The 21054-nt window shown below is 33.4% G+C and carries 19 protein-coding genes; 13 read left to right on the forward strand and 6 right to left on the reverse strand.

Annotated elements, in window-relative coordinates; translation table 11 throughout:
• From ACNQGH_RS04795 to ACNQGH_RS04855, 13 genes are all read left to right on the forward strand, one after another.
• Nucleotides 1–1177 (forward strand): PIG-L family deacetylase (locus tag ACNQGH_RS04795; RefSeq protein ID WP_417954846.1); only part of this gene is annotated, 1177 nt, incomplete at its 5' end.
• 447 nt (nt 1178–1624) lie between these two features.
• Nucleotides 1625–2488, forward strand: a complete 864-nt coding sequence (locus ACNQGH_RS04800; protein WP_417954847.1) for an AraC family transcriptional regulator — start codon at nt 1625–1627, stop codon at nt 2486–2488.
• A gap of 92 nt (nt 2489–2580) precedes the next feature.
• A complete protein-coding gene (locus ACNQGH_RS04805) occupies nt 2581–2805 on the forward strand; it encodes a putative antibiotic biosynthesis monooxygenase (RefSeq protein WP_417954848.1) in 225 nt (74 codons plus the stop codon).
• Nucleotides 2806–2811: 6 nt separating this feature from the next.
• Nucleotides 2812–3843 carry an NAD(P)/FAD-dependent oxidoreductase gene (locus ACNQGH_RS04810; protein WP_417954849.1) on the forward strand — a complete coding sequence of 344 codons (1032 nt, stop codon included), beginning with the start codon at nt 2812–2814 and terminating at the stop codon, nt 3841–3843.
• Nucleotides 3844–3854: 11 nt separating this feature from the next.
• The gene (locus ACNQGH_RS04815; RefSeq protein WP_417954850.1) at nt 3855–4508 is read left to right on the forward strand and encodes a class I SAM-dependent methyltransferase; all 654 of its coding nucleotides are present in this window, start codon (nt 3855–3857) and stop codon (nt 4506–4508) included.
• 241 nt (nt 4509–4749) lie between these two features.
• Nucleotides 4750–5343 (forward strand): short chain dehydrogenase, encoded by a 594-nt coding sequence (locus ACNQGH_RS04820; protein WP_417954851.1) that lies wholly within the window; start codon nt 4750–4752, stop codon nt 5341–5343.
• Between the two features lie 275 nt (nt 5344–5618).
• Nucleotides 5619–7001, forward strand: a complete 1383-nt coding sequence (locus tag ACNQGH_RS04825) for an alginate export family protein (protein ID WP_417954852.1) — start codon at nt 5619–5621, stop codon at nt 6999–7001.
• A gap of 750 nt (nt 7002–7751) precedes the next feature.
• A complete protein-coding gene (locus tag ACNQGH_RS04830; protein WP_417954853.1) occupies nt 7752–9260 on the forward strand; it encodes a peptidase associated/transthyretin-like domain-containing protein in 1509 nt (502 codons plus the stop codon).
• A 401-nt stretch (nt 9261–9661) separates the two neighbouring features.
• Nucleotides 9662–10357 carry a porin family protein gene (locus ACNQGH_RS04835; protein WP_417954854.1) on the forward strand — a complete coding sequence of 232 codons (696 nt, stop codon included), beginning with the start codon at nt 9662–9664 and terminating at the stop codon, nt 10355–10357.
• Nucleotides 10358–10527: 170 nt separating this feature from the next.
• On the forward strand, nt 10528–10830 hold the full coding sequence (locus ACNQGH_RS04840) for a serine hydrolase (protein ID WP_417954855.1): 303 nt from the start codon (nt 10528–10530) through the stop codon (nt 10828–10830).
• A complete protein-coding gene (locus ACNQGH_RS04845) occupies nt 10805–11857 on the forward strand; it encodes a serine hydrolase domain-containing protein (protein ID WP_417954856.1) in 1053 nt (350 codons plus the stop codon). The genes ACNQGH_RS04840 and ACNQGH_RS04845 overlap by 26 nt, the downstream gene beginning before the upstream one ends.
• 175 nt (nt 11858–12032) lie before the next feature.
• Complete coding sequence (locus ACNQGH_RS04850; protein ID WP_417954857.1) at nt 12033–12893, forward strand: CPBP family intramembrane glutamic endopeptidase; 861 nt, start codon at nt 12033–12035, stop codon at nt 12891–12893.
• Nucleotides 12894–13121: 228 nt separating this feature from the next.
• Nucleotides 13122–13964 carry a CPBP family intramembrane glutamic endopeptidase gene (locus tag ACNQGH_RS04855; protein WP_417954858.1) on the forward strand — a complete coding sequence of 281 codons (843 nt, stop codon included), beginning with the start codon at nt 13122–13124 and terminating at the stop codon, nt 13962–13964.
• Between the two features lie 399 nt (nt 13965–14363).
• Here ACNQGH_RS04855 and ACNQGH_RS04860 read toward each other — a convergent pair whose 3' ends face one another.
• From ACNQGH_RS04860 to ACNQGH_RS04885, 6 genes are all read right to left on the reverse strand, one after another.
• Complete coding sequence (locus ACNQGH_RS04860) at nt 14364–15092, reverse strand: carbon-nitrogen hydrolase family protein (protein WP_417954859.1); 729 nt, start codon at nt 15090–15092, stop codon at nt 14364–14366.
• Nucleotides 15093–15576: 484 nt separating this feature from the next.
• On the reverse strand, nt 15577–16530 hold the full coding sequence (locus ACNQGH_RS04865) for a DUF3667 domain-containing protein (protein ID WP_417954860.1): 954 nt from the start codon (nt 16528–16530) through the stop codon (nt 15577–15579).
• A 7-nt stretch (nt 16531–16537) separates the two neighbouring features.
• On the reverse strand, nt 16538–18088 hold the full coding sequence (locus ACNQGH_RS04870) for an ABC transporter permease (RefSeq protein WP_417954861.1): 1551 nt from the start codon (nt 18086–18088) through the stop codon (nt 16538–16540).
• A 1-nt stretch (nt 18089) separates the two neighbouring features.
• Nucleotides 18090–18953, reverse strand: coding sequence for an ABC transporter ATP-binding protein (locus ACNQGH_RS04875; protein ID WP_417954862.1), 864 nt, complete (start codon nt 18951–18953; stop codon nt 18090–18092).
• Between the two features lie 994 nt (nt 18954–19947).
• Nucleotides 19948–20532 carry a hypothetical protein gene (locus tag ACNQGH_RS04880; protein WP_417954863.1) on the reverse strand — a complete coding sequence of 195 codons (585 nt, stop codon included), beginning with the start codon at nt 20530–20532 and terminating at the stop codon, nt 19948–19950.
• On the reverse strand, nt 20519–21025 hold the full coding sequence (locus ACNQGH_RS04885; RefSeq protein WP_417954864.1) for an RNA polymerase sigma factor: 507 nt from the start codon (nt 21023–21025) through the stop codon (nt 20519–20521). Before ACNQGH_RS04885 ends, ACNQGH_RS04880 begins: the two co-directional genes overlap by 14 nt.
• Between the last annotated feature and the right edge of the window lie 29 nt (nt 21026–21054).

A 21054-nucleotide genomic window follows, 5' to 3' on the forward strand; every position in this document is an offset into this window, starting at 1 on the left:
TTTACAAAACCATTCCAATACCACTTTCGTTTTAGACCAATCTGCTGCTTCCGAATTGACCCGATTTGAAACACCATGGCTCGTTGGCGAATGCATTTGGACACCGCAATTAAAAAACAAAGCTATTGTTTGGTTGTGCCAAAAAACAAAACAATCGATATTAAAACTGACCGACAGGGATTACAACAACAACGGGATGTCCGATCTTTTGGCGCAAGAAGGTTCTGCTTATGATTTGAATATTAATATGTTCAATGTACTGCAGCATACGATAACGGGATGGCCAGGAGGAAAACCCAATACAGATGATTCCAATAGACCCGAAAGAGCCAATCCTGCAAAGAAAAGAATAATCCTTTTTAGTCCGCATCCGGATGATGACGTGATTTCTATGGGAGGAACATTTTCGAAATTAATAAAACAAGGCCATGATGTTCATGTAGTGTATCAAACTTCAGGAAATATTGCAGTTACAGACGATGAAGCATTGAAATTTGCCGAAGTATGCAATGATTTTATCGGAGCAACAGACTGTAATGTAGATTTTCCTGCAGTAATAGCTTTCCTAAACAACAAAACAGAAAATGAAATTGATTCTGTTGCAGTCCGAAAATTAAAAGGCCTGATCAGACGCCGTGAATCCTATGCTGCGACTAGATATATTGGTTTAAAAGATGAAAACACGCACTTTTTAGACCTTCCTTTTTATGAAACGGGCCGAGTAAAGAAAAACCCATTGGGTGCTGAAGATATAGCCATAGTTGCGGACATAATTGCAAAAATAAAACCGCATCAGGTTTTTGCTGCCGGCGATTTGGCAGATCCGCACGGCACTCATGAAGTTTGTTTGAATGCCATATTTGCCGCCATGAAACAACTCAAATCAAAGCCGTATATGAATGATTGTTGGTTGTGGTTGTACAGAGGTGCTTGGCATGAATGGGATATTCACGAAATAGATATGGCTGTCCCTTTAAGCCCGGATGAAGTTTTATTAAAAAGACATGCCATTTTATACCACCAATCTCAAAAAGACAGGGTGATGTTTCAGGGAAACGACTCCAGAGAATTTTGGGTCAGAGCCGAAGATCGCAATAAGAATACGGCAAAGATTTATGATGATTTAGGTTTGGCAGAATACGAAGCTATTGAAGCCTTTAAACGTTTTGATTATTAAATAACAACAGTAGATTCCGGTAACAAAACTCCGTTTGAGAACCATAGTCTGTTTCATTCTGAGTTTTGTTATTTCTTAAAAGTGGAACGTTTGTCGGTACTATTAATGGTCAAAATTTATAGGATAGCAAATTTCATTCGATTTTCTTTTTTCGTGACAGTTACAAAACTGCCGTCCAAGGTAGTAGTCTGTATCCCGTAACAGAATACTTATTGTTTATCATACCTGTCATCAAACCTCTTTTTCTCTTTTTTTAGTCCCTGATTTGATGTAAGCTACGCAAAGGGTTTTTAAAAAAAATGAGGAAGGATATAAAAAGTGAAAAATAAGTGCTACTTTTAAATTAAAAAGTACGGTTCACTTAAAAGAAGCTCTTGGCAATTAAAAAAGGTTTAGTTCCTTTGTAAAATTCAATGGTTCTCCACCCTATTCAATTATTAAGTAAAAATGGCAAACATTCCAATACGGCATATTAGTGAAATCCAAAAAGAACCAAACTTGTCTGGAAGCTTTAGCATAAGGGATATTGAAGAGTTGCTGGCTGAAAAAGATATGGTTCAGGAGCTTCATAGACATGATTTCTACTATATACTAATTTTGAAAAAAGGCAGCGGGTATCACGAGATAGACTTTACGCACTATGAAATTTGTGACCATTCTATATTTTTAATGCGCCCGGGACAAGTACATCAGCTGAATTTGAAAGCTGGAAGTACAGGATATTTACTTCAATTTAAGACTAATTTTTTTTATTCTCAAAACCTATTATCACAAGAGCTTTTACGCAAGGTAAGCCACATCAATTTTTGCAACCTCGATCTCGATGGATTTAAAAAGTTAGATGCAATTTTGACTTATATCTTTAAAGAATACAACGCCAAAGAAGAGGGATACCAAGAAGTCATAAAATCAAATCTGAGCATTTTCTTTATCGAATTGGTCAGACATCGTCAAAATAAGAAAATTGCTTCCAATGACAGCAACCGATTCGCGCAGGAACAATTGGAGAAATTTTTAGAACTTTTAGAGATTAATATTACTGAAAATAAGCAGGTATCCCAATATGCTGCTATGTTGAATATTTCCACTTATCAACTTAATGCAATTACTAAGACATCACTGAATAAAACCCCATCTGAACTTATTAATGAATATATTATCTTAGAATCCAAAAGATACCTTCTTGCAACATCCGATCAGGTAAACCAAATAGCAGATCATCTGGGTTACGAAGATATTTCCTATTTCATAAGATTTTTTAAAAAGCACGCCGGCTACTCCCCTGAGGCGTTCCGACACAATTTTAAATAAGTCCTATTCAACTTTAATTTTGTCCTATCCCTTTGCTTATATACGGAGATATCTTTGCTGAATAAATATAACTATTCAAAAAAGTAATCTGTATGAAAACAAAAATGAAATTAATAGCAGCCTTAAAGATATGGGTTGTAATTTACCCATCGATCACACTATTTTTATATCTATTAGGAAAATCATCCTTAGAATTGCCTTTGTATATAAAAACGTTATTTCTTACACTTACATTAGTTCCTTGGATCGTTTTTATTGGTGTTCCTTTTGTGGATTTTATTATTCGTCGCCTTTCAACTGAAATTGACAAAAAATAATCGATTGTGAAATCTCACAAGGAAACGCTACCCTCCTCTTCTAGACGTGAATTCATTAAACGAAGCGGACTTACAATAACGGCATTCACTTTACCGCTTCCTTTAATAAAAATTTCAAAACAGAATAAGATGAAAGACAATAAACAATTCGACGTAATAGTGGTTGGGGGCAGTTATTCCGGACTTTCTGCTGCTATGGCTTTAGGCAGGGCGCTGAAGCAGGCTTTAGTTATCGATAGCGGAAAACCCTGTAATATACAAACTCCTCATTCGCATAACTTCCTCACACAAGATGGAAAAACGCCAACAGAAATAGCAGTTCTTGCTAAACAGCAAGTAGAAAAATATGATACCGTGACCTTTTTCACCGGCTTAGCGACTAATGGAAGAAAAAGGGATAATGGCTTTGAAATTGATGTAGCATCAGGAGAAACATTTCGTGCAGCCAAGTTAATTTTTGCAACGGGTATCAAAGATGCTATGCCCAATATAGATGGATTTTCCGCCTGTTGGGGTATTTCTGTATTGCACTGTCCATACTGTCACGGATATGAAGTGAGGAATGAAAAAACCGGTATTCTAGGCAACGGAGAACATGCTAATGAATTGTCCCAGTTAATTTCTAATTGGACCAATGATTTAACGTTGTTTACCAACGGAAAGTCAACTTTGACGGTTGAACAAACGGAGAAACTGAAAAAACATCATATCAAAATAATTGAAAAAGAAATTGAAAGTTTACAACATAACAATGGATACCTTCAAAATATCATTTTCAAAGACGGTACAAAATCTGCTGTCAGAGCCATATATTCCCGCAACTCCTTTGAACAACATTGCTCCATCCCGGAATCTCTCGGATGCGAACGAACTGATGATGGTTACATCAAGGTTAACCCTTTTCAAGAAACTACAGTTGCCGGCGTTTTTGCCTGTGGCGATAATACGACACGTCTGCGTTCAGTAGCCAATTCGGTCGCAATGGGAACAGCGGCAGGTATGACTGCAAGCAAGAAAATGATTTTAGAACAATTTTAATACTTACAATTATGAATAAATCTTGGGATAAAGCATATCAAAACATGTGGGAGGAGCGCTATAAAGAACCTGAATTTGTTTACGGTAAAAAACCTAATATCTTTTTCAAAAAATGGCTTCAAAAATTGGATCCTGGTTCTATATTGATGCCGGCTGATGGTGAGGGACGGAATGGAGTGTTTGCCGCACAATTGGGATGGGAAGTAACTTCATTCGATCTAAGTACAGAAGGGAAATTAAAGGCATTGGAACTGGCAAAAGAGCAACTTGTCTCCATCGATTATATTGTTGGAGACCTGGAGCAACTCCAATTTGAAAAAGAGTCATTTGATGGCATTGGATTGATCTATGCTCATTTTGCAGCCGAAAAAAAATCAACTCTCCACAAAAAATTAAGTGAATATATCAAGCCAGGCGGCATTATTATTTTTGAAGCTTTCAGTAAAAAACACTTGCACTTTAATGAATTTGATTCAAAGGTGGGAGGTCCCAGAGATATTGATATGTTGTTTTCCACCAGTGAAATAAAAGCGGACTTTAAAAATTATGATATCGTATTGCTGGAAGAGAAAGAAATCATTTTGAAGGAGGGCAAGTATCATATTGGAAAGGGATCTGTAATTCGATTTGTTGGAAGAAAAAAAACAAGTACTGCTGATCTCTAGCAGACAAGACACAAAAAAGCTCTTAAAAGCCCAAACTTAATTAGTTTCAGGGCTTTTTTTGCTTTTCCAATAGCCGTATGAGACTGCCCAAAATATTTTGCTCTCATACATCCCTGATAAAACTCTTGAAGTGTTCCAGCACAAATTTAAATAAGTCCTATTCAACTTCATTTTTGTCCTATCCACCAGCTTACAGGCAGAAGTACCTTTGCTAAATAAATAATATTAAATAGTAAAACAAATGAAAATTATTATCGTAGGCGCAACAGGCACCATGGGAAAGCACTTATCCAGCGCATTTGAAAAAGAGCATGAAATCATCAGAGTCGGCTCTGAAAGTGGAGATGCTCAAGTTGATATTACTTCGACTGAATCCATAGAAAATTTATTCAAACAAGTAGGCCCATTTGATGCTCTTATTTCAACAGCGGGCCCAACCTATGTAGGCCCCTGGAGCAAATTGACTGATAAAGAATTCAGAAAAGGTGTTGAAGGAAAAATGATGGGACAAATTAATTTGGTACTTATTGGACAACACTATATCAATCCTAAAGGTTCATTTACATTAATCACAGGTGCTTTAACGCATGAACCGCAGATAAACTTCGCTAATGCATCGGCTGCCAATGGAGCTGTTGAAGGATTTGTACGCGGAGCGGCAATTGAACTGCAAAATGGCATTCGCATTAACGCAGTAAGTCCAACCGTTATTGAAAACTCTCCGCAATATTTTCCATATTTCCCCGGAGAAATTCCAACAACGATGAAAGAACTGGAATACTGCTTCCGTAAAAGTGTATTTGGGGCAAGCACGGGGCACGTAATTAAACCTTAAATATTTATTCGCGAAGGCGATAGTATCCGTTTGTCATTATTTGCAATGGTAATGACTTTCGGATACAAATCAAAACAATGTGATAGAAAAACATGCAAAACCTTTAGCAATAACAATTCCCTTTGAAACCACTAATCCTAACGTATTATTAAAGGTAATCAATCAAAAAACGAATAGCAGTTTTAAACACAAATCAATCCATTTCCAAATCGTCTCACAAAATCTAAAATTTAATCAACTATCGGTTGGTAAAAAACCAAGTTATTACACTACTTATGAAAAATAGTAATCATTTAATTTACAAGATAACCCTTGTCTTTGTCATGGCAGTTACAACTACTATAGCACAAAATAAAATCAGTATTTTGCGTTATGATGATGACTTTTCTCTAGTAAAAAAAGACAGTCTTAAAAAAGGGCTTAACCAGTTAAAATATATTCCTTTAGGAGCTAACAATTACATTTCTTTCGGTGGCGAATTGAGGGAACAATTTCAGGTTTATGACAATATAAACTTTGGTGACGTACCGCCTACCTATCAGGACATTTCAACCAATCAACTTTGGCACCGGCTAATGGTGCACTCTAATATAGAATTAGGCAATCATTTTCGATTTTTTATCCAGCTCAACAATACACTCCGTTTCTTGAATGATAATCCAGTGGTTCCCGAATTTGATGAAAACCAATTAAGTCTTCATCAAGCTTTTGCTGAAATAAAATTAAAAAGTTGGGATTTTAGAGTAGGAAGACAAGAACTATTGTATGGCAATAATAGGTTAATTACTGTAAGAGAAGGACCAAACACCAGGCTAACTTTTGATGGGCTAGTAATAAAAAAAGTTCTGAAAAATGGAAAAATAGATTTCTTTGCCGTTTCGAAAGTAGTATCCAAACAATATGCTTTTGATGACGAAAGCTTTAAAGAAGGATTAATTGGTATCTATGGAACGCACTATTTTTCCAATCGCACAATAGGATTGGATTATTTTGCCGTTAATTTTCAATCCAAATTGAGAAAATACAACTATCACACCGGATTTGAAAACAGACAGACCTACGGCATACGTTTGTTTTCAAACTATAAAAAAATTAATTTTGAAGCTGAGGGAGGATACCAATCCGGTACATTTAATAATTTAACCATTAGTGCCTATACCGCTTTAGCAGATGTGAATTTAATGCTACTACCGAGCAAAAAAGGAATAATTGGCTTTGCAGCTAATGCAGCTTCAGGTGATAAAAATAGCACTGACAACAAATTAAACACCTACAATTTAACATATGCCAGACCTGCCTATGGTCTTGCAGTTCCTATTGGAGCTTCAAACATCATCAGTGTATATCCATACATTAAAATAAATCCAGTTCAAAAACTAAACGTACTGGCACAACTTTTTTTTATGGCACGAAATAGTAATCAAGATGGGACATATTCGCCTGGAATGATCGAAAACAGACCAAAGCCTACTATGCTTTTTAGTTCAAGCAAAAAAACATTGGGTGAATACTATGTTCTTGAAACGAACTATCAACAAACAAAAAATCTATCCTTCTCTTTTGACGCCTCTTACTTTAAAGCGGGAAGCTATCCAAAAGCAACAGGTAAAGGAAAAGACGTTTCTTATGTATCTTTTAAATCAACATTTAAATTTTAATCTGTAAAAAAAATATTTTTAGCTTCAAATTTTACTATCATAGCGAATTTATATTTATAACTATTTAACATATGTTAATGATTGGACGATTTATGTTTTTTAATTTCGCCGTAATCCTATCAAGGAATCACTGATTAAATTATAAAAAACAGTTTATTAAATTAATACATTTTTTTTGTCTTACAGAATTAAAACAGGAGTTTGCAGACATTCTTGCTTAATTGGCATATTTATATTGCAGAGATAACTTTATTCTTGGACTTTTGCATAAAACATTATCAATTAATGTACTAGAAACAATTATGGAAAAGGGTATTTATAATTTTCTCCCTGAATCAGAAAATTAACCCAGAACCCAAAAGCGGAATACTCCGTAGAGACGATCTCTTTTTTCAGGGAAATATATTTATTAGCCTGGTGCTCTAAGAAGGTACCAAACCCGAAAACCCAGTGGAAATTAGCCACTATGGAATATCAAAGGCTTATTTTAATTACACAAACATACTATTTAACGTTGCGGGCACTTTAGACCAGGATTCTTCGGATCCCCACCTGCAGCGGTGAAAGGAAATATTAAAAATGAAACAAATTTTGACAACTATCCTGTTTGGTTATTTCAGATTAAGCGAGGTGGATGTGAAAATCAACACAGTTCAATAATTTACATTGCAATTGTAATTGATGTTGTAAGTACATAGCAAAGTAATTGCTATTACTATTATCAGTACCAATCTGAAAATAAAGATAGCTATGACACGAGCCTTATTTTATTTGTCCTTTATTTTGCTGAGCTGCCAAGTAGCAATTGCCCAGAATACCGTTGTACACATTATTGATTCCAAAAGTCGTGAAAGTATTTCCTATGCCAGTATAAAGACTAACGAGAAATTGACCTCTATTTCTAACGCTGAAGGGTACTTCTCAATATCTGAAAACTTTAAAAGCGATGATGCTCTTCTTACCGTTTCACATCTTGGATACTTAGAGCGCAAAATTACCATTGGTGAATTGAAAGACCAGCAGTACACTGTTTTTTTGGAACCAATTGCATTTGAACTAGATCCTGTGTATATTTCTAATATAACTCCTGACCCCTACAAAATAATAGCAGAAGTTAAAAAAAATCTGCAAATCAATTACAAAAGTAATGCGGTGCCGACAAAGGATTTAATTTTTTACCGACAAACCCATTCTCTGAAGCCTTCAAAATATGATGCAGCAATCACCAAATCAACAGGATATTCAAAAAAAGAGCTTCAGGCAACTAACGCTGATTTGAAAGCATTTGTCTCCAGCCTACGGGCCCATCCACCGCTTGAATTTAAAGATTTACTAGGCAATTACTACACTACTACTGTAAAGCAGAACAATAAGTCTATTTCCATACCAAAACTTGAAGTATTAAAAGCGACAATGCTAAAAAATGGAGATCAATCGCTGGATATAAAACAGATGGCTGAAAATATTTTTCTCAAACATCTGGATACAACCAAATATTACAGATTTAAAAGTGGCCTTATTGGTTCTCGAGATACCATTTCATTGAGAAAAAGCTTCAATGAGAAGAAAAATAAGATTAAAAAAACGAAATTGTCCATTACAAAATCAAGCCTTACGTCAATTATCGACGAGAATAGTTTTATTGAAAGTGACAAACTTAATTTTGTAAACAATCCTGAGTTGTATGATTATGTTTATGAAGGTAAAATGCATTACAATGAAGATGAATTCGTTTATGTATTAAAGTTCAGTCCTAGGAAAAGTAAGGCAAAATACGTTGGAAAACTATATGTTTCGATGACAGATTATGCAGTCCTAAGATGCGATTATAATTTAGCAGAAGGAGAGACAGTAAGTGGATTCAATATGAAATTTATTTTGGGGATTAAAACATCTGAAAACATAAGTAATGGGACCATTATCTACGAGAAAAAAACAAACGACATCAGCTATCATTTACACTATTTTTCTATGGAAACAGGACAATATTTATATATTAACCGCCCGCTAAAGTTAATTGAACTAACCCATAGTGAAAAAGATGTTGCTGCCTTTGACATTAAAATTGAAGGGAATGTAATTAATAAAACGGAATTCTTGAATCTGCATAGGTCCGAAATCACTCCAATTGCCTTTGAAAAAATTAAGGAGGAAGAGTTTAAATACATAAGTCTTAAACGCTATGATCCTCAGATATGGAAAGATTTTATTACAATTGAACCTCTGGAAGAAATAAAACAATTTAGAGCTATTAATTAATCCTATAAAAAAAACAACTAATTGCAGCCATACGGTATCATAACCTTTTTTGATTAAACTTTTTTAAATGATACTAAATTTTAATTTAGAAATTGCAAGGTTTGTTTTAAAAAAAACAAGTTAATGAAATTTTAGTCTTTATATCAAATTATTCAATTTTAAATCAATTTATGGAAGAAAGCAAAAATTAATTACGAAAAACACTATCAAAGAATCTTTTTATTTAACCAATAAACAATCATTGAAACCGACATTATTATATAAACAAAATGGATACAAACAAAATACTGCCATCCTAACGAATGCAGTAACGGAACAAGCCTCAAATAAGCTTAATACTTTTTTTAACTTTATTTCCGGCCAAACTTAAAACTGACTAAAAATATATAAAAAAAATAATTATGAAGAAAATAGTAAAAGCAGCATTCATACTATGTATGATTTTCTTATGCACACATACATTTTGTCAAACCACTGAGTTGGGATCAGAAAAAATCAAGGATCATAAAAAAACAGCCAAAACTTATTTAGACCTTATGATCAATACGGAGAGTACAAACCTTAACTACGGTAGTTTAAACAGTGCCCTGGCAGATTATAAAAAGCCGGTTAAGGGTATACAGGCCGGACTGTCATTTCAAGCCGGTATTACTTCACGATTTTCTTTGGTTTCTGAGTTATATTTTATGAAGAAAGGCGGCCAATTATTAGCAAATAATCCATTATCTACCAGAGAATCAACCCTTCGATTAAATACATTAGAGTTACCAGTACTGGCTCGTTTTCATTTTGGAAAATTCTATATGAATGCCGGCCCATCCATCGCTTATAATCTTAGTGGAAAAAGAAAACTTGGCGATCAGTCTACCAAACTCTCATTTAATAATTCAAGTGAGGGTTTTAAACGGTTCGATGCCGGGGTTCAGATGGGCGGAGGGGTTGAGTTTCCATTGAAACAAAGGAGGATTGCCTTGGACATAAGATACAATTATGGTTTAACCAATATAGCTAACGACAAAGAAATTTATAACAGGGCTTTAATGATCAGTGTGCTTTTTTCTAAACCCTGGAAAACAAACCCACTTGAAAAAAAATAATACGATACCACCGAGCCGGAAAGAAAATAAAAAAGCATTAAACGAATTTTGAGAACTATCTTCCTAGCTATTTGAGAGTAAGCGAAGCGGATGGAACGAATTATACGATTCAATAAAAAAATACTTTTATAAAACCATCGAATGGCCTACCTATTTAATAAACATAAATTATGAAAAAAGCAATACTAACATTATTTGCAATCATTTATACTGTCCTTTCTGCCAATGGGCAGGATTTGGGTAAAAGAATAGATTCCCTTATCGAAAAAGCGGTAAAAATAAATCGTTTTAATGGTACGGTACTGGTGAGTAAAAAAGGCAAGATCGTGTATAAAAAAGCATATGGATATCAAAATGTAGAAAAGAATATCCTCAACACTACAAATACAATCTATCAGATAGGTTCAACAACTAAAGAATTTACTGCCGCTGTTGTCTTGAAATTAATTGAAAACCAATCAATTATCCATTGAAGACAAACTCAGTAAATATTTCCCTGATTTTGTAAGGGGCAATGAAATAACAATTAAACATTTACTCACGCATACTTCCGGAATTTATGAAATTCTGAGAGACCCTGTTGCTTTTAATGGAGGCACAAAACCGAGGAGTAAAGAACAAATGCTCTCCTTTTTTATCAACAAGCCACTGGATTTTGACCCGGGTACGCACTATTCCTACTGCAATTCGGGATACATGCTTTTAGGCATGATTATAGAAAAAGTGACCGGTAAACCATACGAGCAGGTTGTAAAAGATTTTATTTTAAAACCTTTGGGAATGAAGCATTCGGGCTTCGATTTTGCAGGACTGCAAAACCCTGATAAAGCTGTTGGTTATACTAAATACACTAAGACAATTAAGGAAGCCTCTATACCATGGGACTCCACTGCAACATATTCCGCGGGCTCTTTGTATAGTACGGTCGACGATTTATATAAATGGCATAAAGGATTATTAAACAATAAAGTTTATAATAAAACAAGTCTTAAAAAAGCTACAACACCATTTCTGGAAGGATACGGGTTGGGCTGTTGGATTGATACGATAGATAATAAAAAGGTGGTTTCTCATGGTGGAAATATCTTAGGATTTACAGGTTATTTTGGCAGGATTCAGGAAGAAGACGTCAGCATCATTATACTGAATAATATCTTCAACCGCCAGATCGAAACTATCGGACTTTCGATACTGGCAATACTTTACAACAAACCGTATTCTTATTTTGATGAAATAAAACTGATGCCCGATACATTAGAAAAATATGTTGGTGAATATGAAGTGAATACAGATTACAAGGTCAAAATAACTCGCATAGCCAATCAGTTATTTATACAAAGAAATAACGGGGCTGCAATTGAGATTTTCGCTTATAAAGAAAATAACTTCTTTCAAAAAGATGATGACATCAGGGTATCTTTTCAAAGCGAAAAAAACACTATCAATAAGATCACCATCATGGAAGGATTAAGTACCAAAAGAGGAGATAAAATTAAGTAATAGTTAATCATTCTGCTTTTATTGATGTCATCGGACTGCAATCACTGTTTTGCTAATCAAATTTAATTTCACTTAAATCCTATTCAACTTCATTTTTGTCCTATCTATCAGGTTACTTCTTCAAGTACTTTTGACCTGTAGCTGATAATCAAACACTAACTAAATACTAAAACTTATGAAATCAATTACTAACAAGCAAAGAATTTTGAACTTTCCATTAACAAGAATCATACTCGGTCTTTTAGTATGTTTTATTGCTTTTATAATCGCGCAACAATTGGCGGGAAAAATACTTGAATTAACTTCATTGGATAAAAATTACAGAAACCTGATTAAGGGCCTAATTTCATCTGTAGCAGTCATTGCAGCCTATAGCTATTTTTTTAGAAAATACGAAAAGAGAGAGATCACCGAATTTTCAAATAAAGGAATAGGGAAATATATTATTACTGGAACGCTGATAGGGCTATTATTACAAAGCCTTACAATATTGGTAATTGTCCTTAATGATGGCTTTGAAATAGTTGCGGTCAATCCTATTTCTGCTATAATCATTCCGTTCACAGTAGCTTTCACGGTTGCCATTTTTGAAGAAATTTTAATTAGAGGTATTATTTTTAGAATAATAGAAGAAAAATTAGGCAGCTACATTTCTTTATTTATAACGGCAATTATTTTTGGAGCATTGCATTTAGCAAATCCAAATAGCACCTTAATGTCCGGATTATGTGTCGGTATTGAAGCTGGATTTTTAATGGGTGCTGCTTACATTTATGCTAGAAATCTATGGTTCCCAATTGCTATACATTTTGCATGGAATTTTATGCAATCCGGAATTTTTGGAGCAATTACTTCCGGTAATGAAAAAACATCTGGTTTACTAACTACTAAAATAACAGGCAGTCACTTAATAACAGGCGGAGAATTTGGACCCGAAGCAACAATACAAGCTATAATCTTTTGTGTAATCGCTTCATTAATTTTACTGCGATTAAGTAAAAATAAATTAGTATACCCTTATTGGAAAAATAAATAGCATACTAGAGCAAAAGCCGTTGCACTACAGTTAAAAACCTAAATCCGACTAAATAAAGTAAAGTATATTTTTATTTAAATACAAATTCAACAACTACAAAAAGCACAGTTAAATTATATCATATCAAAATAAAAAACATTAAACACCTAATTTCGTCATATTAAAAAAACATTTTTTCTTTTAAAAAAAGGCGATAATCAATCTAAAGAATCCTTAATGCATAAAAAAATGAAATTTTCTATATTTTTAAACGATAAGCAAAAAGTCAGAGACATTTGGTGGGTTATCATATTCTATTTTGTATTAGCAGCTATTACTTTTCCTGTTATTTTACTTTCGCAGCATTTTAAATTTGATGTAACTATGATGCATCAGGCTGTTATTGTTGTCATGGCATCTTGGATCTGTCAATCGTTTCGTCGTAAACCTTTTAGCGGATTGGTTGGTGCGTTAAAAGTCGATTGGATCAGAAATTTTTGTATTGGTATACTTATGGGGTCCGCCCTAATGGCAATCCCTTCCTTTTTTTTATTTGTATTTACAGGCGTTAGATGGCAAATTCAAACTATGGATTTACAATCGCTTTTATCGGTCACCCTTTTGTTTATTGGAGTTGCGATTGCTGAAGAATTTCTATTTCGAGGGTTTGCTTTCCAGCGCCTAATGTGTAGTATAGGTGAATGGCCTGCTCAAATTATTATTGCCGGATACTTTCTCTTGACTCATATAAACAACCCTGGTATGACAGGAAACATCAAAATTTTTGCAAGCATAAACATTTTTTTAGCCTCCATTATGTTTGGATTGGCATTTATACGAACAAAAAGCCTATCAATGCCACTAGGGATTCACTTTATGGCCAACTGGGTTCAAGGTGTTGCTCTTGGTTTTGGTGTTAGTGGTAATGAGGAGACTAACTTACTAAAACCAGTTTTTAATGGAGCACCCGATTGGATTACAGGCGGCGCATTTGGACTTGAAGCAAGTGTTCCTGGACTAATAAGCGTCATTATTACAATAATTTTACTTTATAGATGGAAACCTGGCAGGGGGCCTATTGCTAATACATAACGACGATATTGAGTGCAAGACTGTGATTAATTCAAATAAGCACGCTATATGGCAGACATCTATATTCGTTTATCATTTCCAAAGCCCTTCACTGCCCCGCTCTTATCCTTAATCAAAATACACACCTTTTCGGTCAAAGTGAAAGACTAACCTAAATAATATCGGTGTTATGCCTTTTTTATCCTTGTTCTCTACCTTTTATTGATATTGGCGATCCGGTCCAACGATAGCCTTTTTTAAGCGATGCTGTCGATGACATTCATACATTTAAAAGGTGGCACACGAATCTCCAATAAAAACACAGGACACGAAGCTACCCAAACATCCCAAGTACAAAACCATTTTTCCCATTAAGTTAATTACCCAGATCTCTAGCAGCATCAGTTATAGGGCATTTTCTCATACTGTATAAATAATTAATTCTTCTGTTTCGGTGTCAAAAACTAGTATCCCTTCATTTTTGCCATCAAGCTGTCCAGCTAGCTTCCCTTGTTTCGTCCAAACAGCACTAAAGCCAGCGCCCACAAAATTGTCGCAAAAACCGATACAATTTGACATTAATACTGGCATAGCATAATTCTTAGCAACTGCGGGATAATGTATCATTGCTTTATTTACTCCATTCTGTGATTTGGCAACACTTGCTAAATAAATTTCGGCACCAAGTTTACTTGCTTTCTCAGAATGGTCTGGTTGTAAACTTTCATAGCAAATAGCAGGTGCTATTTTTTTGCTGTCAACATTTAAAATTATTTGTTGGTCTCCACTTTCAAAATATGGAAATTCATCCGAGTGAAGTTGTTGTTTTGAATAGGTCTGTCTTGGGTTTTCAGGCTGAAAAACTATCATACCTATTTGTATTCCTGTTTTCGTTTTTGTAGGAATACCAAGCCCAATAGTAATTTTATTAATGTCACTAATTTCTTGAAAGATATCAAATCTACTGTCGTTTTGATTTGTCGCTAAGTCTTTTGCAAGTTCGGGCTCGTAACTTGTCAAGGAAAGTTCAGAAAAAAATATGGAAGACGCTTTTAACGAAGAAGCAAGTTCAATTAAAATTTTATGCTTGTCAATGTTAGCTGAAATGTTGCCTTTTATTGGTCTTGTCTGTGCGATACTGATTTTCATTGTTGTCTGCCTTTAAAATGTCTTATAACAAGTTTTATACCATCTACAAAATGGCTTTTTCTTTCCCCTAATATAGAACTATTTTTATTACAATTAGCAAACAAAATTCTGTATATTCTATACTATTAAATAGGTATCTACCCCCATTAAAAGCAAATTTATGTATCAAATAATCTTTTAGAATGTAATACAAGCGATTGTAATAACTGGCAACGTTTTATATGACTACGAATGGTTCAGAATTCATCGGGAGCCTTGCATTGGGAAAGTCATTTTGCGGGGCTATTTCAAGTTTTTAAAATCAGGACCCATGCAATGAAATTATTGATACCTTTTTCGATTCTGTGGTAATCATTATCAATCATTAATTAAAATTTTCAAAAGCAAGCCCAAAAAAAGACCGGTCAAATAATCAGTGATTGGATAAAAAGGACATTTGAACGGTACAGTTTATAAGTCAATAAATACCAGAGTTCTTTGCAAGTTAAATCATGCTTCCCAAGACTAAAACAACAGACAAAAAAAACAGACAAAAAACATAAACAAAAGATAAAATTACTGTTTTGAAAATGCTTTTAAGCCAACTTCCTGCGAAAACCGTTTTTAATGAAATTCCTAAATAAACAGCAATCACAATAAAAAATGACAGCAATAAATAAGTATAATCAATATTTAATATCTTTTCAATAAGTAACAAAAATCCCATTAATCCAAATATAAAAATATGGTAGAAAATTGAAAAAACTAAAAATTCGGAGTAATAATAATCCTTTCTAAAATAAAACTGCTTGAGTATTAAGGCAAAAAACGGCATGAATATAAAAAATGAATAGGAAGCATATTTGACGAATTTTTTATACAATTCAGAAATTTTTAAATCACCGGTTTGAAGTTTTACAAAGGAATTTACAATTCTAGTGTTGAACCAATCGGTTTCTATATTACTTGATTTTAAAATAGTGGCTACTTTTAAATTGGTTAGTTTTTTTATGCTTCGCAAATTTATAAAGGTCAACGAATCAATTTCCGTTTTGCTATACAGCCTGATCCCTTTTGTCTGGGCGAGCATAATGTTTTTTCTAAAAGCTTCATTATTTTCTTCAATAGCATGACTAAATAAAAAAGAAACTATTAATAAAAAAAGAAAGGTAGTAAAAACATACATTTTAATTGGTGGTACATATCTAGCACGTTTATTGGAATTATAATTTTTAATTACTAAGCCAGGTTTCAAAACCAGATCTTTAAGTGTATTTAAAAATTTAGTATCGAAATGCGTGAATGATTCTAATGTTTCCATTACAAAGTGCTTAACCGGCAGTTTGTGCGTATGGTTTTCTTGTCCACAATAGGGGCAAAAATTATGATTAATATCGGCAAAAACTTCATGACAATTAGGACAAGAAGTTGATTTTATTCGTTTTTTAGATCTTGACATAAAAAAGTTATTGATTCTTAATTTCTTGATTTCGGAATAAAAATGATGTTGTTAAAAGTAAAACAACTATCATTATAATTAAATATTGAAAATCCTGATGAAATCCTCCAAAATAATCTACGAACGGCACATCATTAATAATAGCATAGGTGATGGCGAAAAATAAAATCTCAAACAATCGTTTTCCTCCAGAAATTATTCCGCTAAAAACAGCAAACGATACTAAAAACAGACTTCCGACAATAATTGCCATTGCTGCTATAAAATTTCCATTAATTAGCTGTCTGATTACTATTGGCAAAGCCAGGAAAGTTGCAAGTAAAAACCCTGCGAGAATTTGGGATGTTAACAATCGTTGCAAAGGGTTGAACGATGCATAAATAAAATTACTGGTTCCGAAAAACTTTTCCTTCGTTGACAAATCAGCCCAACGATTGATTTGTAAAAACCATAAAACCGGTAAAGCAATTTGATAGCTTTCTTTTATTGGCATTAAAAACAAAGCAATCATTCCTCCAAAATTGATTAGCCAAAACCATTTTGGACCTTTGCGAATGAGCATAAGAAATTCGGTTTTTATCAGCGGAAAAATTCCGAATTGCAGGTTTGTTTTTGACAATTTCGACAATTGAATTTCTTTTGGGGCAGTTTTAATCCTATTAATAATTAAATCAGAACTTTTCTTTTTTGAGGAAACAATAGTTTTTGAATCGAATCTATTGAAAATTTTCGAAGTTATAAAAAGTAACCCAAAACCAATTGCAATCCATATTATTCGACTTAAAACATAGAAAATAGACCAAACGGAACCTTGAAAATTAAAATATTGCTTTTTCTGATTTTCGCTAAATAAATATCCCGCCGAAACATCATGAGTACTACTTGGACTAATTGTATTGACGACTTCAACCATTTGATTGGTTAAATACTTGATTCCTAATGGATCGATAAACTCCAGGCCTGGATTATTGCCCCCGTTTGTCTTTGCGATTATAATTCCAAACAAAAAGAAAAATGCAACATTAAGCAGATTAGTTTTATTTCCGAAAATAACTTCAAATACGATTGCCATAACAGAAACCAAAAATATACTCGGGATAGTTGCTAATAAATAGGGCATAAAAAATTGAATGATATCAAAACTCCCGCTTTCACCTCTAAAAACATATATTCCTAAAGCCATCAAAATAATAATGAAAGTAATGGTCAATAAAACACAAAAATTACTCAATACTTTGGCTAACAAATACCCAAAATTACTAATTGAGGTTGTGGCTATTATTTGTCCAACACCCGTTTCTTTATCCCGTTTTATGCTATTGTTGACCAGATAGAAACCAATAATCCACAAGAAAGTACTTGCCATAATTGCGGTCACATGACCAATCCATGCCGAATTATTTTTACCTATAAAATTATTAACCCGAACAGTTGTATAATGCGAATCATAACCCGGAATAAAACTGTAAGCCATATAAATACTAACCAATAAAGTGATTAAAAAAACATAACTTCGGCTGCGCTGTAGGTAATCTGCTTTGATTATATTTTTATACATTTTATTTATTTTTAGTTTGAAACAAATAAGCATCTTCTAAAGTAGCATTGCAAAGCGTTGCATCAGGCAAATTTTCTTTTCCAATAAATCGAACTAAAATTTTATCTTTTTTGCGAATGGTATTCAAAATCAAATGGCTCTCTTTGAATGCATTCAAATCATTGTTATCAATTTCGAGTTCAAAAACTTTATTTTTTACTGCATCAATTATGTCTTGCTGAAAGCCTTGGGAAATGAGCTTTCCATTTTTCATAATCGCAACTTCATCTGCAATGGTTTCAATATCAGACACAATATGAGACGAAAGAATGACGATGCAGTCATTGGCCAAATCAGAAATTAAGTTTCTAAAACGTACCCTTTCTTCGGGATCTAGTCCAACTGTTGGCTCGTCAAAAATTAATATTTTGGGATTATTTAGCAAAACTTGTGCAATACCAATGCGCTGTTTCATCCCTCCAGAATAAGTTCCGATTGGTTTTTTGGCTGCATCAATAAGGTTTACACCTTCCAATAACTGAAAGATTCTGTCTTTTAAATTTGGCCCGCCAATTCCTTTCATTGCTGCAATATATTCCAAAAATTCGTAGGCATTGAGATTAGGATAAACGCCAAAATCTTGTGGCAAATAACCCAGAATCTTTCGGATTTTGTTTGGATTATTGGTAATATCTACACCGTCCAACAAAATTTGGCCGCTTGTTGGATTCGAAATGGTTGCAATAATCTTCATTAAAGTAGATTTTCCTGCACCATTTGGTCCGAGTAAACCCAAAATTCCATTTTCGATAGTAATCGAAAAATTTTGTAACCCAAATTTACTTTTATTGTATTGTTTGGAAATATCTTTTATTTCGAGTTTCATTTTATTTTCTGCTTTATTTATTTTGACATCAAAATATCCATCCTTTTTATTTCTTGCTTCAGCCGTGGCAAAGACGTTGACTATTACTATCTATGAAATACAAACTATTTCTATGACTAGTTTTTTACAAAATATTTATTTATCAAATTAACGCTTGTTGTGTCGGTGTAATTTAGAAAATGATGCTCAATCGCCTGTCCAAAAGAACAGGCATTCTATTGCCTACTTTCAATATGGTTACGTAAAAACCATATCTGTCATAAACCAGTTCTTTCGCAACTTTTAAGTCGCGAGAAAATGAGTTTTTATATACCAATCGTTTTGAAGCTATTTAACATTTGTCTATTTTTACCTGTATGTTTTACTTTTAACAATTACTCTAAAAATAGCAATAACCTCGATATATAAGCAAATACATACAAGTTATCCTCTCTATTAACACTATTTATTAACAAATTTATTGATTATAATTCAATTCGCCCAAACTCAAGTACGGACAAAGAATATTAGATGTTTAGTTATTTAGATTTTATTTTAAAAATTGTTTAATCGCTATTTCAATTGTTGAAAAAACTACAAATTTTATTAAAATAAGTTTAGACTGAACCGTGACGAATGGTAGCAATTTTACTTAAATGTTGATGCTCACAATATAGATAAAGACAAATGTCTAAGACAGGACAAATGTCTATTAATTACGAATCCAAATTATTTTTAATTGCGATCCTAGAATTCATATATACTGTAGCTGTGCATTTTTTACAGTTTTTGAAATCGTCTTCACTAACACTGCAAATAAGAGAACGGATCGTAGCCAGCATATTTTTCTTGGAGAAACTTCCTTTAGAAAATTAATCACAGAAAAGGTAAAGGTTATTGACGCCAATAGAAGAGATTGCTTATTCTGAAGCTATTGAACTTCCTGCATCAGTACAACCGGGTCTTCATCCTTGGCCTTTCAGATTCGACAAAGGGATTATGCAGTTGTTTTAATTCAAGATTCTAATTCTTTTAATAAATCTTCACTCTGTTGCAATGTATTCTTATAATATTTACCTACCCATTTTGAATAGAATAGCAAAAAAACATAACCCAACGTAAAGGAGAAAACCCAAAACATTTTGCTTTCGGTAATATCGTTTTTTCCAAAAAGTTTAGAAAACAAAATTATTATCGTTACTAACAATAGGTAGCTTAAAGTAACATTTATCTTCTGAAGATGGTGAAATTGAATTTTCTGCACAGCAAAGTCTTTTAAAGTTTCTGCATATTGTTTATTAACATCGCCAACACTCTTGAATTGTAAAATACTTACCAAACTAATTATTGGTATCACAACTAAAAGTACAATCGCTAAAATGCCCGTTCCTTTCAATAAATTGGTATCTAATTCTTGAATATTCAATCCAATGTAAATGGCACCAAGAAAACAGATTAGTATGCCAATAATTTCAGGATAAACTATTTTTTTAAAATTTGAGGTGTATTTATCTTGAGTGATTTGGTCAATCATTTTGGCATCTATTTTTTCCTTGGGGTTTACTGCTTCCCAAGATTTTTTTAAATCATCCAGTTCCATAATTATATTTTTTAGCAATTTGTTTTTTTAATTTTTCTTTAATACGTGCTATTTTTGTTCCAACATTACTTTCTGAGAGACCAACGATATCGGCAATTTCCTGATAGCTTTTGTTTTCCAAATAAAGCATTACAATTCCCTTGTCAAGCAGGTTCAGATAGCCTAGGTGTTGTTTAAACACCTGTAATTTTTCTTCAAAATCGCTACTTTCACTTTCATGAAAATTTAAACATTGCCCTTCCAGAGGAACGGTCTCTACTTTTCTTTTGGCTGTTTTCAACTGGTAAATAGCTACGTTCATGGCAACTTTGTACATCCAGGTACTGAGACTTGACTTCTGATTGAAAGTGTCAAATGATTTCCAAAGGTTATAAATGATTTCCTGTACCAAATCATTTCTATCATGGATGGTATCGGTATACATGGAAGCCATTTTGTATATCAAACCTTCGTTTGCTTTTATGGCTTTTGTAAATGTTTCTTTTTTATTCATATTAAATCGTATCCAATCTAATCTAATGA

The sequence above is a fragment of the Flavobacterium kochi genome (genome assembly GCF_048286715.1).
Classification (GTDB): domain Bacteria; phylum Bacteroidota; class Bacteroidia; order Flavobacteriales; family Flavobacteriaceae; genus Flavobacterium.

Bases quoted from the DNA above. Each gene is read 5' to 3' on its own strand.
- ACNQGH_RS04800 (WP_417954847.1), top strand. From the start codon at position 1,625: ATGGCAAACATTCCAATACGGCATATTAGTGAAATCCAAAAAGAACCA.
- ACNQGH_RS04805 (WP_417954848.1), top strand. From the start codon at position 2,581: ATGAAAACAAAAATGAAATTAATAGCAGCCTTAAAGATATGGGTTGTA.
- ACNQGH_RS04815 (WP_417954850.1), top strand. From the start codon at position 3,855: ATGAATAAATCTTGGGATAAAGCATATCAAAACATGTGGGAGGAGCGC.
- ACNQGH_RS04820 (WP_417954851.1), top strand. From the start codon at position 4,750: ATGAAAATTATTATCGTAGGCGCAACAGGCACCATGGGAAAGCACTTA.
- ACNQGH_RS04825 (WP_417954852.1), top strand. From the start codon at position 5,619: ATGAAAAATAGTAATCATTTAATTTACAAGATAACCCTTGTCTTTGTC.
- ACNQGH_RS04830 (WP_417954853.1), top strand. From the start codon at position 7,752: ATGACACGAGCCTTATTTTATTTGTCCTTTATTTTGCTGAGCTGCCAA.
- ACNQGH_RS04835 (WP_417954854.1), top strand. From the start codon at position 9,662: ATGAAGAAAATAGTAAAAGCAGCATTCATACTATGTATGATTTTCTTA.
- ACNQGH_RS04840 (WP_417954855.1), top strand. From the start codon at position 10,528: ATGAAAAAAGCAATACTAACATTATTTGCAATCATTTATACTGTCCTT.
- ACNQGH_RS04850 (WP_417954857.1), top strand. From the start codon at position 12,033: ATGAAATCAATTACTAACAAGCAAAGAATTTTGAACTTTCCATTAACA.
- ACNQGH_RS04855 (WP_417954858.1), top strand. From the start codon at position 13,122: ATGAAATTTTCTATATTTTTAAACGATAAGCAAAAAGTCAGAGACATT.
- ACNQGH_RS04860 (WP_417954859.1), bottom strand. From the start codon at position 15,092: ATGAAAATCAGTATCGCACAGACAAGACCAATAAAAGGCAACATTTCA.
- ACNQGH_RS04865 (WP_417954860.1), bottom strand. From the start codon at position 16,530: ATGTCAAGATCTAAAAAACGAATAAAATCAACTTCTTGTCCTAATTGT.
- ACNQGH_RS04870 (WP_417954861.1), bottom strand. From the start codon at position 18,088: ATGTATAAAAATATAATCAAAGCAGATTACCTACAGCGCAGCCGAAGT.
- ACNQGH_RS04875 (WP_417954862.1), bottom strand. From the start codon at position 18,953: ATGAAACTCGAAATAAAAGATATTTCCAAACAATACAATAAAAGTAAA.
- ACNQGH_RS04880 (WP_417954863.1), bottom strand. From the start codon at position 20,532: ATGGAACTGGATGATTTAAAAAAATCTTGGGAAGCAGTAAACCCCAAG.
- ACNQGH_RS04885 (WP_417954864.1), bottom strand. From the start codon at position 21,025: ATGAATAAAAAAGAAACATTTACAAAAGCCATAAAAGCAAACGAAGGT.